Here is a 13,241-nt window from a genome sequence, read left to right as displayed (position 1 = left end):
CCGCCAGCGGGGTGGGTTTCCTCCGGTGGGACGGGGCAGGGGGGACTAACGTCTGCGGAATGAACCACGGCTTCGAGACGCTCGCCATCCACGCCGGCCAGGACCCCGAGGCCCGCACCGGCGCGGTGATTCCTCCGATTTACCAGACCAGCACGTACGCCCAGGACGCCGTCGGCGCGCCACGGCTCGGCTACGAGTACAGCCGCTCCGGCAACCCCACCCGGGACACCCTCCAGGAGTGCCTGGCCGCCTTGGAGGCCGGTCGGGTCGGCCTCGCCTTCGCCAGCGGCCTCGCCGCCGAGGACACCCTGCTGCGTACCGTGTGCGGACCGGGCGACCACGTGGTGATCCCCGACGACGCGTACGGCGGCACGTACCGGCTCTTCGCCAAGGTCACCGAGCGGTGGGGGCTTTCGTACACCCCGGCCAAGGTCTCCGACGCGGACGCCGTGCGGGCCGCGATCCGGCCGGGCGTCACGAAGGTGGTCTGGGTGGAGACCCCGACCAACCCGCTGCTCGGCATCGCCGACATCGCCACCCTCGCCGCCGTGGCGCACGACGCCGGGGCGCTGCTGGTGGTCGACAACACCTTCGCCTCGCCGTACCTGCAACAGCCGATCGCCCTCGGCGCGGACGTGGTCGTGCACTCGACCACCAAGTACGTGGGTGGGCACTCGGACGTGGTCGGCGGTGCGCTGGTGACGGCCGACACCGAACTCGGCGAGCAGTTGCGCTACCACCAGAACGCGATGGGCGCGATCAACGGTCCGTTCGACGCCTGGCTGACCCTGCGCGGCATCAAGACCCTCGGGGTGCGGATGGACCGGCACTGCGACAACGCCGAGCGGATCGTCGCCTACCTGGACGGGCACGCCAAGGTCGCTCAGGTGCTCTACCCGGGTCTGCCGACGCACCCCGGGCACGAGGTCGCGGCCAAGCAGATGCGCCGCTTCGGCGGGATGATCTCCTTCCGGGCGGCCGGGGGCGAGGAACACGCCGTCGAGATCTGCAACCGGGCCCGACTCTTCGTCCTCGCCGAGTCTCTCGGCGGGGTGGAATCCCTGATCGAGCACCCGGGGCGGATGACACACGCGAGTGCTGCCGGCTCGCCGCTTGAAGTTCCCTCCGATCTCGTGCGACTGTCTGTCGGCATCGAGACGGTCGAAGACCTGCTCGCCGATCTGGAGCAGGCGCTGGGCTGACCGCTGGCTTGGGAGGGTGGCCGTGCAGGACATCATGCCGACCTGGGTCGGAGCGACCGCCAAACAGATCGCCCGGGGCGTACGCCGAGGTGACGTCTCCGCCACCCAGGTGCTTGCCGACCACCTCGACCACGTCGCCAAGGCCGACGTCGACCTCGCCGCGTTCCGCGTGGTACGCGGCGGGGGAGCGGTCACCGAGGCGGAGAAGGTCGACGAGCAGGAGGACCTGGCGAACCTGCCGCTGGCCGGGGTGCCGGTCGCGGTGAAGGAGAACACTCCGGTCGCCGGGGTACCCACCTGGAGCGGCTCGGCTGCCGTGCGTACCGCCGTGGCGGAGGCCGACCACGAGGTGGTCCGCCGGTTGCGTGGGGCCGGCGCGGTGATCCTCGGGGTCACCCGGATGCCCGAGCTGGGCCTGTGGGGCGTCACCGACGACGAGACAGCCGTCACCCGCAACCCGTGGGACCTCTCCCGTACGCCTGGTGGCTCGTCCGGCGGTGCGGCCGCAGCGGTGGCGGCCGGCATGGTGCCGATCGCCCACGCCAACGACGGCCTCGGCTCGATCCGCATCCCCGCCGCCTGCTGCGGGCTCGTCGGCCTGAAGCCCGGTCGTGGCGTGGTGCCGTGCCAACTCGGCGCGGAGGACTGGTTCGGCCTGGCCGAGCACGGCATGCTCAGCACCACCGTCGCCGACGCGGCGGTCGGCTTCCAGGTGCTGGCCGGGCGGGCACAGAGCAAGCTCGTCCCGCCGCAGCGGCTGCGGGTGGGTGTGTCGCTGCGGTCTCCGGTGCGGGGCGTCTCGCCCGACGCGCCGAACCGGGACGCCGTCGCCGCCGCGGGCCGGCTGCTCGCCGGTGCCGGACACGACACCGTGCCCGCCGATCCGGTCTATCCGACCTCGTTGGGCCTCAAGGGCATCGCCACCTGGCTCGCCGTCGCGGCGGCGGACGTGCGCGCCGCCGGGATCGACCGGCGCACCCTGCAACGTCGCAGCCGACGGCACGTCGCCCTCGGCGAATGGGCCCTGCGACGCGGGTACGTCCGGGAGGCCGACCGGCTGGCCTGGCGCGAACAGTCGATCAACTTCTTCGCCGACCACTCGGTGGACCTGCTGCTCACCCCGGCCTTGGCGAGCGTGCCGCCGCCGGCCGTCAGCTGGTCGACGCGTTCCTGGCAGGCCAACATGCTGGCCAGCATCCGGTACGCGCCGTACAACGCGCCGTGGAACATCGCCGGACTGCCCGCGTTGGTGGTGCCGGTGGGCCGTCGCCCGGACGGGCTGCCGCTCGCCGTCCAACTGGTCGGACCGCCCGGCTCGGAACTGCTGCTGCTCGGCGTCGCCGGTCAGTTCGAGATGGCGAGCCCGTGGCCCCGGCACGCTCCCGGTTATCCGCGCGTCGGAACGGAGTCACCCGCCATCACGTGAGCACCGGCCCGCACCGGCGTCCACGTCCGGTGTCGGCGGTGCCGGGTTGGCCGTCGCCGGTGCCGCCCGGTGCGGGTGGCACGATCTAGGCATGACGGAGCTGGTCAGCCTGGACGACGTGCGGGCGGCACGGAAACTGCTCGACGGGGTGGTCCGTACCACCCCGCTGGAGCCGTCCCGCCCACTCACCGCGGCGCTCGGCGGGCCGGTCTGGTTCAAGTGCGAGAACCTCCAGCGGGCGGGGTCGTACAAGGTACGTGGCGCGTACGTGCGGATCTCGCGGCTGTCGGCGGAGGAGCGGGCCCGGGGGGTGGTCGCGGCCAGCGCCGGCAACCATGCCCAGGGGGTGGCGCTCGCCGCCGGTCTGGTCGGCACCCACGCCACCGTCTTCATGCCGGTGAACGCGCCGCTGCCGAAGGTGGCGGCGACGAAGGGGTACGGCGCCCAGATCGAGCTGGTCGGCTCCACGGTCGACGAGTCGCTGGTGGCGGCGCAGAGGTTCGCGGAACGTACCGGGGCGGTGCTGATCCACCCCTTCGACCACCGGGACGTGATCGCCGGGCAGGGCACCGTGGCGCTGGAGATCCTGGAGCAGTGCCCGCAGGTGACCACGATCGTCACCGGCGTCGGCGGGGGAGGGCTGATCTCCGGGATGGCGGTGGCGGCCAAGGCGCTCCGGCCGGACGTACGGCTGATCGGGGTGCAGGCGGCCGGCGCGGCGGCTTTCCCGCCGTCGCTGGTGGCGGGCGAGCCGGTCCGGCTGCCGGCCTTCAGCACCATCGCGGACGGCATCGCGGTCGGTCGGCCGGGTGACGTCACCTTCACCCACGTCCGCGAGCTCGTCGACGAAGTGGTCACCGTCTCCGAGGAGGACATCTCCCGGGCGCTGCTGATGGTGCTCGAACGCGGTAAGCAGGTGGTGGAGCCGGCCGGGGCGGTCGGCGTGGCCGCCCTGCTGGCCGGTGTGGTCGAGGTGACCGCACCCGTGGTGGTGGTGCTCTCCGGCGGCAACATCGACCCGCTGTTGATGCTGCGCGTGATCGAGCACGGACTGGCGGCGGCGGGCCGCTACCTGCGGGTGACGGTGCGTTGCTCGGACCGACCGGGGCAGTTGGCCTCGCTGCTGAGCGAGATCGCCGAGCACCGGGCGAACGTGGTGGACGTGGTGCACCAGCGGGCCAACCCGCACCTGCACCTCGGTGAGGTCGAGGTGGCGCTGTCGGTGGAGACCCGTGGCGTCGAACACTCCGAGACGCTGATCGCCGCGCTGCGGGCCAGCGGCTACCAGGTGACGATCGCACCAGAGGCGTGACGCGGCGGCGTCACGCCTCTGGTCGGGAACGGATCGCCGGCTGGGCCGGCGGAGCACGATCAGCCGGAGAAGGGCTCGAAACTGACCACTGTCACCTTGATGTCGGCACCGCTCGGAGCGGTGTAGGTGCAGGCCTGGCCAGCCTTGGCGCCCAGGATCGCCTGGCCGAGGGCTGACTCGGGGCTGTAGACCGTCAGGTCGGTGGTGGAGGCGATCTCCCGCGAACCGAGCAGGAACGTCTCGGTGTCGTCGGCATCGTCGTCGAAGTAGATCGTCACGACCATCCCGGGTGCCACGGCGTCGACGGTCGGCGCCTCACCGACCTGGGCGGTGCGCAGCAACTCCTTCAGGTAGAGGATGCGTCCCTCGGCCTTGCCCTGCTCCTCACGTGCGGCGTGGTAGCCGCCGTTCTCGCGCAGGTCGCCTTCCTCGCGCCGGGCGTTGATCTCGGCGGCGATGACCGGCCGGTTGGCGATCAACTCGTCGAGTTCGGCCTTCAGGCGGTCGTATGCGTCCTGGGACAGCCAGGTGGCGGGCGCCTCGTTGCCATTGGACACAGGCGGTCCTCCTCGGTTGTGCGTGCTGGCTGACAGGTGAACCTCCAAGTTACCAGTGCCCCACGACAACGAGTGTCGGCGATCACGCCGGACGGGGGCGCCAGCGCTCGGTGCCATCACCTCCTTGCCCCGCGCTGACCGGCGGAAACTCGGGCGGGCGGAGCGGTGGAGAACTCAGGTGCGCGGGTCGGCGGAACTCAGGCGGGCGGCCGACAGCGGACGACCTCACCGATGAACGGCCGAGCCTCGGTGGCCAGGCGGTGCCGCACGGTGACGTGCCGTTCCCCGGCGGCGGCGGTGACCGGCACCTCCTCCCGGGCCACCTCGGCACCGGCATGGTCCCGGGCACGCAGCAGGCACACCGCGGAGCCGCCGTCCGGCAGGTTCACCCGGAAGTCGACCACTACCTGGTTGTCCGTGATGTCCCCATAACTGATCACCTGGACGTCGTACGCCGGGTCTCCGTACTGCCGGTAGAGCCGGAACGAGACGGCGGTGAGGCCCGCGACCAGGACGAGCGCGAGCAGCGCGACCAGCACCGGCCGGCGGCGCTGGGGCGCGCGACGGCGGCCGTAGCGACCGGGCGGAAAGACCGGCGCGTTCGGTTCAAGTGTGGCGTGCGTCTCGGACACCGGCGGGTATCTCCCTGGCGTTGTTGTCTGCGGTATCGGCAAGAATGGCAGAGTCCGCCGTTCCTGTTCGACTCGGTCGCCAGATCTGGCTCAGCGCCGCATGAGGCTGGGGTCAAATATGACAGGCCGGCGCGGTCGACGGCCGCGCCACGGGGAGGAAATCGGCAGGTCAGGTCAACGGGGGCCCGGGGTGGGTCGCCGGTGGGCAGAGACGAGGAGCGCCGACTTGGCAGAGCAACTTCGACTCATGGCCGTTCACGCGCACCCTGACGACGAGTCGAGCAAGGGCGCCGCGACGATGGCGAAGTACGTCGCCGAAGGGGTGGACGTACTGGTCGTGACGTGTACGGGCGGTGAGCGGGGCAGCGTGCTCAACCCCAAGCTCGACCGGCCTGACGTCTGGGCGAACATCGCCGAGATCCGGCGCGGCGAGATGGACGCGGCGCGGGCGATCCTCGGCATCGAGCAGGCGTGGCTGGGCTTCGTCGACTCCGGCCTGCCGGAGGGTGACCCGTTGCCGCCACTGCCCGAGGGCTGTTTCGCCCTCCAGGACGTGGACGTGGCCGCCGGTCCGCTGGTCCGGCTGATGCGCGAGTTCCGGCCGCACGTGGTCACCACGTACGACGAGGAGGGTGGCTACCCGCACCCGGACCACATCATGTGCCACAAGATCAGCGTGGCGGCCTTCGACGCCGCCGGTGACGCCGAGCGCTATCCGGAGTTGGGTGCGCCGTGGCAGCCGCTCAAGCTCTACTACGACATCGGCTTCTCCAAGGGCAAGATCCTGGCGCTGCACGAGGCCGTCATCGCGACCGGGGCGGAGTCGCCGTACGCCGAATGGCTGGCCCGCTGGGAGGACCGGCCCGACAAGGGGCCCCGGATCACCACCCGGGTGCCGTGCGCCGAGTACTTCCCGGTGCGTGACGACGCGCTGCGCGCGCACGCCACCCAGGTGGACCCGGACGGCTTCTGGTTCCAGGTGCCGATGGAGTTGCAGCAGCGCGCCTGGCCGACGGAGGATTTCGAGCTGGTTCGATCGACGGTCGACAGCCCGACCCCCGAGTCCGACCTGTTCGCCGGTGTCCGGGGGACGGCGCATGCCCGCTGAGCGGGCTGCGGGCTACCCTGGTCGCACACCGCTTACCGGAGGAATCCCATGTTGACCACTGTCGAGGTGCTCGCCCAGAACAACTTCGGTGACACCCGCACGGGTGGTCTCGCCGGGCCGATGGGCCTGTTCCTCATCCTCGTCCTCGGTGCCGCCACCGTGCTGCTGATCCGCAACATGAACGCCCGGCTGCGGCGACTCCCGGATCGTTTCCCTGGCCAGGGGCCGTCTTCGACGGGCCCGGAGGCGATGGATCGCGGGTCCGATGATCCGACAGGTGGGATCGTGACGGAGGATTCATCCACGGACGCCCCTAGCGGGCACCAGCAGCGCCTCAACGGTTGATCTGAGCATGATTCACGTCGAACCGGATGGTCGACCCCTGTTGCGACCATCCGGTTTGGCTTAGCCTTCCGCCGGGGGGACCAGAAGTCCTCAAGCTGCGCGGGAGGGGGCGCCGATGACCACCGCAGTCATGTCCGCCCGCCGCGCGGCCTCTTGCCGGTTGGCGGGAGGAGGCCGGTGACCTCCGGCAGGGCCGGTCAACCGCTGGACCGGTCCACGGGCCGTGGTACGCCGATCGGGCTGCGCCTGCTCACCGCCGCACTCATGGCCACCGCGTTGGTCGCCGCGGCGGTGGGGTTGAGCCTGCCGGCCCGGCTGCCGCCCGACGACCCGCTCGGTGGGCTGGCCCGCTTCGGTCTCGCGGTCGCGCTGTTCGCCCTGTCCCACCTGGTCCGGCTCCGCTTCCGCGCCGCCGCCGGGGTGCTCAGCGTCACCTGGGTCGAAGCCGCCCTGATCGTCTGCCTCTACCTGGTGCCACCCGGCTGGCTGCCGGCCGCCGCGCTGCTCGGCGTCACGCTCGCCTGGACGGCGCTCTCGGTGGTCGACGACGGTCGCACCACCTGGGACGTGGTCCGCGTCGCGGGCGCGCAGACCGCCGCCACCGCGCTGGCGGTGGCGGTCACCACCGCCCTGGGGCAGCCGATGCTGGCCGCTCCCACCCCGGCACTCGCGCTCGCGGTGGCCGCCGGTGCCGTCGCCTACCTGCTGGCCAGTGTCTGGCTGGGCGGGATGATGCTGGCGCTGCGGCACGGCATGCCGATCGGGCGTCCGTTGCTCGCCGCGCTGCGCGGCAAGGCACTGATGTTCGTCGGCAACGTGGTGGTCGGCCTGCTGGTGGTGGTGCTGATCGAGATCGATCCACACTGGCTGCTGTTGCTGCCCGCTCCGCTGTGGCTGTTGCAGCAGACCTACCGGCAGCGACTGCGGGAAGACCGCGACCGACGCATGTGGCGGTCACTCGCCGACGCCACGAACGCGCTCAACCAACTCGACGAGCGGGGTGTGGCCACGGCCGGTGTCACCGGGGCGTTGACGCTGTTCGAGGCGGAACTGGTCGACGTGGAGGTGATCCGGGGCGACGGACGCTGGCGTCGCTACCGGGGCGACCCCGGCGGCCAGGTGGTCGACCGGGAGATCGCCCCGCCCGGTGATGACGAACCCGAACCGGCGGAACTGCTCCGCGACCTGGTGGTCGGTGACACCCGGGTCGGCCGCCTGCGGGTGCGGTTGCCCCGTACGGCGCCACCCGTCGGGCGGGAACGCGACGCCCACGCGGCCTTCGCCGACGCCCTCGCCGCAGCTCTGCACGACGCCGCCACGCATCGGGAGCTGCGGCTGGTCACGGCTCGTTCCTCGTACGAGGCGGTGCACGACCCGCTGACCGGGCTGGTCAACCGGTCGGCGTTGCTCAGCAGGGGTGACCAGGCGTTGCGGCAACTGGCTCACGACCATCCGGTCGCCCTGCTGCTGCTGGACATCGACCAGTTCAGGGAGGTCAACGACACCCTGGGCCACGCGGCCGGTGACCAGCTGCTGCGGTTGGCCGCGAACCGGCTGGGTTCCCTGGCCCGCTCCGGTGACCTGCTGGCCCGCCTCGGCGGCGACGAGTTCGCCCTGCTGCTGAGTTCGGTCCCGGTGGTCGGCGACCGTGCCGCCCCGATGACGTACGCGCTGCGTCAGGCCCGGGAGATCGCCGAGCGGCTGGCCGCGCCCACCGAGGTTGCCGGGGTGCGGATGTCCGTCGAGGTCTCCGTCGGGGTCGTGGTGGCCCAGGCCGGTACCGCCGATCTGACCGAGCTGCTGCGCCGCGCCGACATCGCGATGTACCAGGCCAAGTCCGGTGGCGTCAGCGTGGCCGCGTACGACAGCTCTCGTGACGCGGCCAGCACCGACCAGTTGGCCCTGCTCGCCGAGCTGCGGGAGGCGTTGCAGACCGACGACCAACTGGTGCTCGTGTTGCAGCCGGCCGTTGATCTGGTCACCGGTGCGCCGACGGGTGTGGAGGCGTTGATCCGTTGGCGACACCCCCGGCGGGGCTGGCTGGGGCCCGCCGACTTCATCCGCGCAGTGGAGAACAGCGAGCAGCTCAGTGCCTTCACCCGCTACGTGCTGGACAAGGCGCTCGCGGTGGCCGCCGACTGGGCCCGGGAGGGCCTCGACGTGCCCATCTCGGTCAACCTCTCCGCACGTAGCCTGCTGGACCCGAGGCTGCCGACGGAGATCGCCGACGCGCTCCGCCGGCACCAGGTGCCGGCGGACCGGCTGGTCCTGGAGATCACCGAGACGGTGGTGATGAGCGAACTGGAGGTCATCGACCAGGTGCTCACCACGTTGCGCTCGATGGGCGTGCAGTTGGCGGTCGACGACTTCGGCACCGGGTTCTCGTCACTGGCGTTCCTCACCCGGATCACCGTGGACGAGCTGAAGGTGGACCGTTCCTTCGTACTCCAGATGGCGGACTCGCCAGAGGCGGCGGCCATCGTACGCAGCACCGTCGGGTTGGCCCACCAGCTTGGCCTGCGGGTGGTGGCCGAGGGGGTGGAGACGGCCGCGCAGCGTTCCGCGCTGGCCGAGCTGGGCTGCACCGCCGCCCAGGGCTACCACTTCTTCAAACCGATGCCCGCCGACAAGATCGGGGCCGTGCTCAACTCCCTCGCCGCCCAACCCCCCACCAACGTCCTCCCCCTACGCGCCGACGGGGCCTCCTGACCGCCCGACCCCGTATCGATCAAGAGGTTTTCGTCGGCGCGACCGCTCCCGCAGGCCGAAAACTTCTTGATCAACACAGTGCGGGTGGGTGGGATGGTTATGGTCGTTGGGTGAATCGACTTGCCGAGGCGACCAGCCCGTACCTCCTTCAGCACGCCGACAATCCGGTGGACTGGTGGCCCTGGTGCGAGGAGGCGTTCGCCGAGGCGAGAAAACGCGACGTGCCGGTGCTGATCTCCGTCGGTTACTCGGCCTGCCACTGGTGCCACGTCATGGCGCATGAGTCGTTCGAGGACGAGGCCGTCGGCCAGCTGCTCAACGAGGGGTTCGTCTCGATCAAGGTGGACCGCGAGGAGCGGCCCGACGTGGACGCGGTCTACATGACCGCGACCCAGGCGATGACCGGCCAGGGCGGCTGGCCGATGACGGTCTTCGCCACACCGGACGGCACCCCGTTCTTCTGCGGCACCTACTTCCCTCGGGAAAACTTCGTCCGGCTGCTGGAGTCGGTCGCCACCGCGTGGCGGGAGCAGCGCGAGGCCGTGCTGCGCCAGGGCGCCGCGGTGGTGGAGGCGATCGGCGGCGCCCAGGCCGTCGGCGGCCCCACCGCCCCGCTCACCGCCGAGCTGCTCGACGCCGCGGCAGACCAACTGGCCAGCGAGTACGACGAGGTCAACGGCGGTTTCGGCGGGGCGCCGAAGTTCCCACCGCACATGAACCTGCTGTTCCTGCTGCGTCACCACGAACGCACCGGATCGGCGCGGAGCCTGGAGATCGTCCGGCACACCTGCGAGGCGATGGCCCGGGGCGGCATCCACGACCAACTCGCCGGTGGCTTCGCCAGGTATTCCGTGGACGGTCACTGGACGGTGCCGCACTTCGAGAAGATGCTCTACGACAACGCCCTGCTGCTGCGGGTCTACACCCAGCTGTGGCGGCTCACCGGCGACGCGCTGGCGCTGCGGGTGGCCCGCGACACCGCCCGCTTCCTCGCCGACGAACTGCACCGCCCCGGGCAGGGCCTCGCCTCCGCGCTGGACGCGGACACCGAGGGCGTCGAGGGCCTCACCTACATCTGGACCCCGGCTCAACTGGTCGAGGTGCTGGGCGAGGAGGACGGCCGCTGGGCCGCCGACCTCTTCGCGGTGACCGACGCCGGCAACTTCGAACACGGCACGTCCGTGCTGCGGCTGGCCCGCGACGTCGACGACGCCGATCCGGCGGTACGGCAGCGCTGGCAGGCGGTGGTCGGGCGGTTGCTCGCCGCCCGGGACACCCGCCCCCAGCCGGCGCGCGACGACAAGGTGGTGGCTGCCTGGAACGGGCTGGCCATCACCGCGCTCGCCGAGTTCGTCCGACTGGTCGAGACCAGCGGGCGGATCGGTACCGAGGGCGAGGCGAACCTGCTGGAGGGGGTCGCCATCGTCGCCGACGGGGCGATGCGGGACGCCGCCGAGTACCTCGCCCGGGTGCATGTCGTCGACGGACGGCTGCGCCGGGCCTCCCGCGACGGCCAGGTCGGCGAACCGGTCGGGGTGCTGGAGGACTACGGCTGCGTGGCCGAGGCGTTCTGCGCCATGCACCAGGTCACCGGCGAAGGGCGGTGGCTGGACCTGGCCGGTCAGCTGGTCGATGCCGCGCTCACCCACTTCGCCGCGCCCGGTGGGGCGTTCCACGACACCGCCGACGACGCGGAGCAGTTGGTCGCCCGGCCCGCCGACCCGACGGACAACGCCACCCCCTCCGGCCGGTCCGCGATCGTCGCGGCCCTGGTCGCGTACGCGGCGCTGACCGGGGAGAACCGATACCGCGAGGCGGCCGAGGCGGCGCTGTCCACCGTCGCGCCGATCGTCGGGCGGCACGCCCGCTTCACGGGGTACGCGGCGACCGTGGGTGAGGCGCTGCTCTCCGGGCCGTACGAGATCGCGGTGGTGACCGACGACCCGGCGGGTGACCCGCTGGTGGCGGCGGCCTACCGGCACGCCCCACCCGGTGCGGTGGTGGTGGCGGGCCGGCCGGACCAGCCGGGGGTGCCGCTGCTGGCTGACCGTCCACTGGTCGACGGACGGGCCACCGCGTACGTCTGCCGGGGGTTCGTCTGCCAGCGGCCGGTCACCAACGTCGGGGAGCTGGTGGGGCAGCTGCGGTGAGCCGGTCCGCCGGTCTGCGCCGCGACCGGCCCGGATAGGCTGACGCCCGTTATGGATTCCCGTACCGGTCTGCCCGTTGTCGGCATGGTGGGCGGCGGCCAGCTGGCCCGGATGACCCACCAGGCTGCCATCTCCCTCGGCCAGTCGCTGCGTGTGCTCGCGCTCACGCCGGACGACGGCGCGGCCCTGGTCGCCGCCGACGTCCAGTACGGCGACCACACCGACCTCGCCGCGCTGCGCACCTTCGCCAAGGGGTGCGACGTGGTCACCTTCGACCACGAGCATGTCCCGACCGAGCACATCCGGGCCATGGCCGACGAAGGGGTGAAACTGTTCCCGCCCGCCGACGCCCTGGTGCACGCCCAGGACAAGCAGGTGATGCGGGAGCGGCTGGGCACCCTGAGCGCGCCGAACCCGCGCTGGCGACCGGTCACCTCCCCGGCCGACCTGGTCGCCTTCGGTGACGAGGTGGGTTGGCCGGTCGTGCTCAAGGCCGCCCGGGGCGGGTACGACGGGCGTGGCGTCTGGTCGGCCACCGACCCCGCCTCGGCGACCGAGCTGGCGCAGACGTTGCTCGCCGGTGGCACGAAGCTGATCGTCGAGGAACGGGTGGCGCTGCGCCGGGAACTGGCCGTGCAGGTGGCGCGCTCACCGTTCGGGCAGGTGGCGGTCTACCCGGTGGTCGAGACGGTGCAACGCGACGGGATCTGCGTCGAGGTGCTGGCCCCGGCTCCCGACCTGGCGGAGGACCTGGCCCTCGCCGCGCAGCAGCTCGCCATCGACCTGGCCACCTCGCTCGGCGTGGTGGGCCTGCTGGCCGTGGAGCTGTTCGAGGTGGCCGATCCGGCGGCACCGGGCGGCGGCCGGTTCGTGGTCAACGAGTTGGCGATGCGCCCGCACAACTCGGGGCACTGGACGATCGAGGGTGCCCGGACGTCGCAGTTCGAGCAGCATCTGCGGGCGGTGTTGGACTACCCGATGGGCGACACCTCGTTGACCGCTCCGGTGGTGGTGATGGCGAACGTGCTCGGTGGGCAGCCCGGTGGCATGTCGATCGACGAGCGGCTGCACCACCTCTTCGCCGCGGAGCCGACCGCCCGGGTCCACCTCTACGGCAAACAGGTACGCCCCGGCCGCAAGATCGGCCACGTCACGGTGCTCGGCGACGATCTGGACGAGGTACGCGCCCGGGCTGCCCGGGCGGCCAGCTGGCTGCGGGACGGAACAGCGGAGATGGGAGCGGCGTGAGCACGGTCGGTGTGATCATGGGAAGCGACTCGGACTGGCCGACGATGAAGGCCGCCGCCGAGGTGCTCACCGAGTTCGACGTGCCGTACGAGGTCGAGGTGGTCTCGGCGCACCGCACCCCGGTCAAGATGATCGACTACGGGCGGGCCGCCGCCGACCGTGGGCTCAAGGTGATCATCGCCGGTGCGGGCGGTGCCGCAGCGCTGCCCGGCATGGTCGCCTCGGTGACCCCGCTGCCGGTGATCGGCGTACCGGTGCCGCTGAAGCACCTCGACGGCATCGACTCGCTGCTGTCCATCGTGCAGATGCCGGCCGGTGTGCCGGTGGCGACGGTGTCGATCGGCAACGCCCGCAACGCCGGGCTGCTCGCCGTACGCATCCTCGCCACTGCTGACCGCGCCCTGCTCGACCGGATGTCCGCGTACCAGGCCGACCTGGAGCAGTTGGTCGCCGAGAAGGACGCCGCCCTCCGCGCCTCGCTGTAAGGAAGGGCACCTTGTTAACGCCTGGTGTATAGGAAGGGGCCCTTCCTAACAGCAACAGCGCCGCAGC

Annotated in this window: 11 protein-coding genes; 9 read left to right on the top strand and 2 right to left on the bottom strand. The window is 71.7% G+C overall.

Features of this window, described 5'->3' with window-relative positions; translation table 11 throughout:
* Nucleotides 1–59 precede the first annotated feature (59 nt).
* The 3 genes from FF096_RS04455 to ilvA all read left to right on the top strand — a co-directional run bounded on the left by FF096_RS04455 (nucleotide 60) and on the right by ilvA (nucleotide 3,940).
* Nucleotides 60–1,202 carry a cystathionine gamma-synthase gene (locus tag FF096_RS04455; RefSeq protein ID WP_155215103.1) on the top strand — a complete coding sequence of 381 codons (1,143 nt, stop codon included), beginning with the start codon at nucleotides 60–62 and terminating at the stop codon, nucleotides 1,200–1,202.
* Between the two features lie 16 nt (nucleotides 1,203–1,218).
* Nucleotides 1,219–2,628: an amidase family protein gene (locus FF096_RS04450; RefSeq protein ID WP_309222664.1), complete on the top strand. Its 1,410-nt coding sequence runs from the start codon at nucleotides 1,219–1,221 to the stop codon at nucleotides 2,626–2,628.
* A 91-nt stretch (nucleotides 2,629–2,719) separates the two neighbouring features.
* Nucleotides 2,720–3,940 carry a threonine ammonia-lyase gene (gene ilvA / locus FF096_RS04445; protein ID WP_155215102.1) on the top strand — a complete coding sequence of 407 codons (1,221 nt, stop codon included), beginning with the start codon at nucleotides 2,720–2,722 and terminating at the stop codon, nucleotides 3,938–3,940.
* 59 nt (nucleotides 3,941–3,999) lie between these two features.
* Here ilvA and greA read toward each other — a convergent pair whose 3' ends face one another.
* Together greA and FF096_RS04435 are read right to left on the bottom strand one after the other, a co-directional pair.
* Nucleotides 4,000–4,497 (bottom strand): transcription elongation factor GreA, encoded by a 498-nt coding sequence (gene greA, locus FF096_RS04440; protein ID WP_309222663.1) that lies wholly within the window; start codon nucleotides 4,495–4,497, stop codon nucleotides 4,000–4,002.
* Between the two features lie 197 nt (nucleotides 4,498–4,694).
* A complete protein-coding gene (locus FF096_RS04435) occupies nucleotides 4,695–5,129 on the bottom strand; it encodes a DUF4307 domain-containing protein (RefSeq protein ID WP_309222662.1) in 435 nt (144 codons plus the stop codon).
* A gap of 226 nt (nucleotides 5,130–5,355) precedes the next feature.
* Here FF096_RS04435 and mca point away from each other — a divergent pair, with 226 nt between their 5' ends.
* The 6 genes from mca (at nucleotide 5,356) to purE (ending at nucleotide 13,174) form a co-directional block, all read left to right on the top strand.
* A complete protein-coding gene (mca, locus tag FF096_RS04430; protein ID WP_155215100.1) occupies nucleotides 5,356–6,237 on the top strand; it encodes a mycothiol conjugate amidase Mca in 882 nt (293 codons plus the stop codon).
* A gap of 48 nt (nucleotides 6,238–6,285) precedes the next feature.
* Nucleotides 6,286–6,582 (top strand): hypothetical protein, encoded by a 297-nt coding sequence (locus FF096_RS04425; protein WP_155215099.1) that lies wholly within the window; start codon nucleotides 6,286–6,288, stop codon nucleotides 6,580–6,582.
* A 264-nt stretch (nucleotides 6,583–6,846) separates the two neighbouring features.
* Nucleotides 6,847–9,291 carry a bifunctional diguanylate cyclase/phosphodiesterase gene (locus FF096_RS04420; protein ID WP_155215349.1) on the top strand — a complete coding sequence of 815 codons (2,445 nt, stop codon included), beginning with the start codon at nucleotides 6,847–6,849 and terminating at the stop codon, nucleotides 9,289–9,291.
* A 110-nt stretch (nucleotides 9,292–9,401) separates the two neighbouring features.
* On the top strand, nucleotides 9,402–11,441 hold the full coding sequence (locus FF096_RS04415) for a thioredoxin domain-containing protein (protein ID WP_309222661.1): 2,040 nt from the start codon (nucleotides 9,402–9,404) through the stop codon (nucleotides 11,439–11,441).
* Between the two features lie 51 nt (nucleotides 11,442–11,492).
* Nucleotides 11,493–12,689 (top strand): 5-(carboxyamino)imidazole ribonucleotide synthase, encoded by a 1,197-nt coding sequence (locus FF096_RS04410; protein ID WP_155215098.1) that lies wholly within the window; start codon nucleotides 11,493–11,495, stop codon nucleotides 12,687–12,689.
* On the top strand, nucleotides 12,686–13,174 hold the full coding sequence (purE, locus tag FF096_RS04405; protein WP_309222660.1) for a 5-(carboxyamino)imidazole ribonucleotide mutase: 489 nt from the start codon (nucleotides 12,686–12,688) through the stop codon (nucleotides 13,172–13,174). Before FF096_RS04410 ends, purE begins: the two co-directional genes overlap by 4 nt.
* Nucleotides 13,175–13,241 lie beyond the last annotated feature (67 nt).

It is taken from the genome of Micromonospora sp. CP22 (assembly GCF_009712475.1).
In the GTDB taxonomy this organism is placed as follows: Bacteria; Actinomycetota; Actinomycetes; order Mycobacteriales; family Micromonosporaceae; genus Micromonospora.
This window is presented reverse-complemented; position numbering and strand designations above follow the sequence as displayed.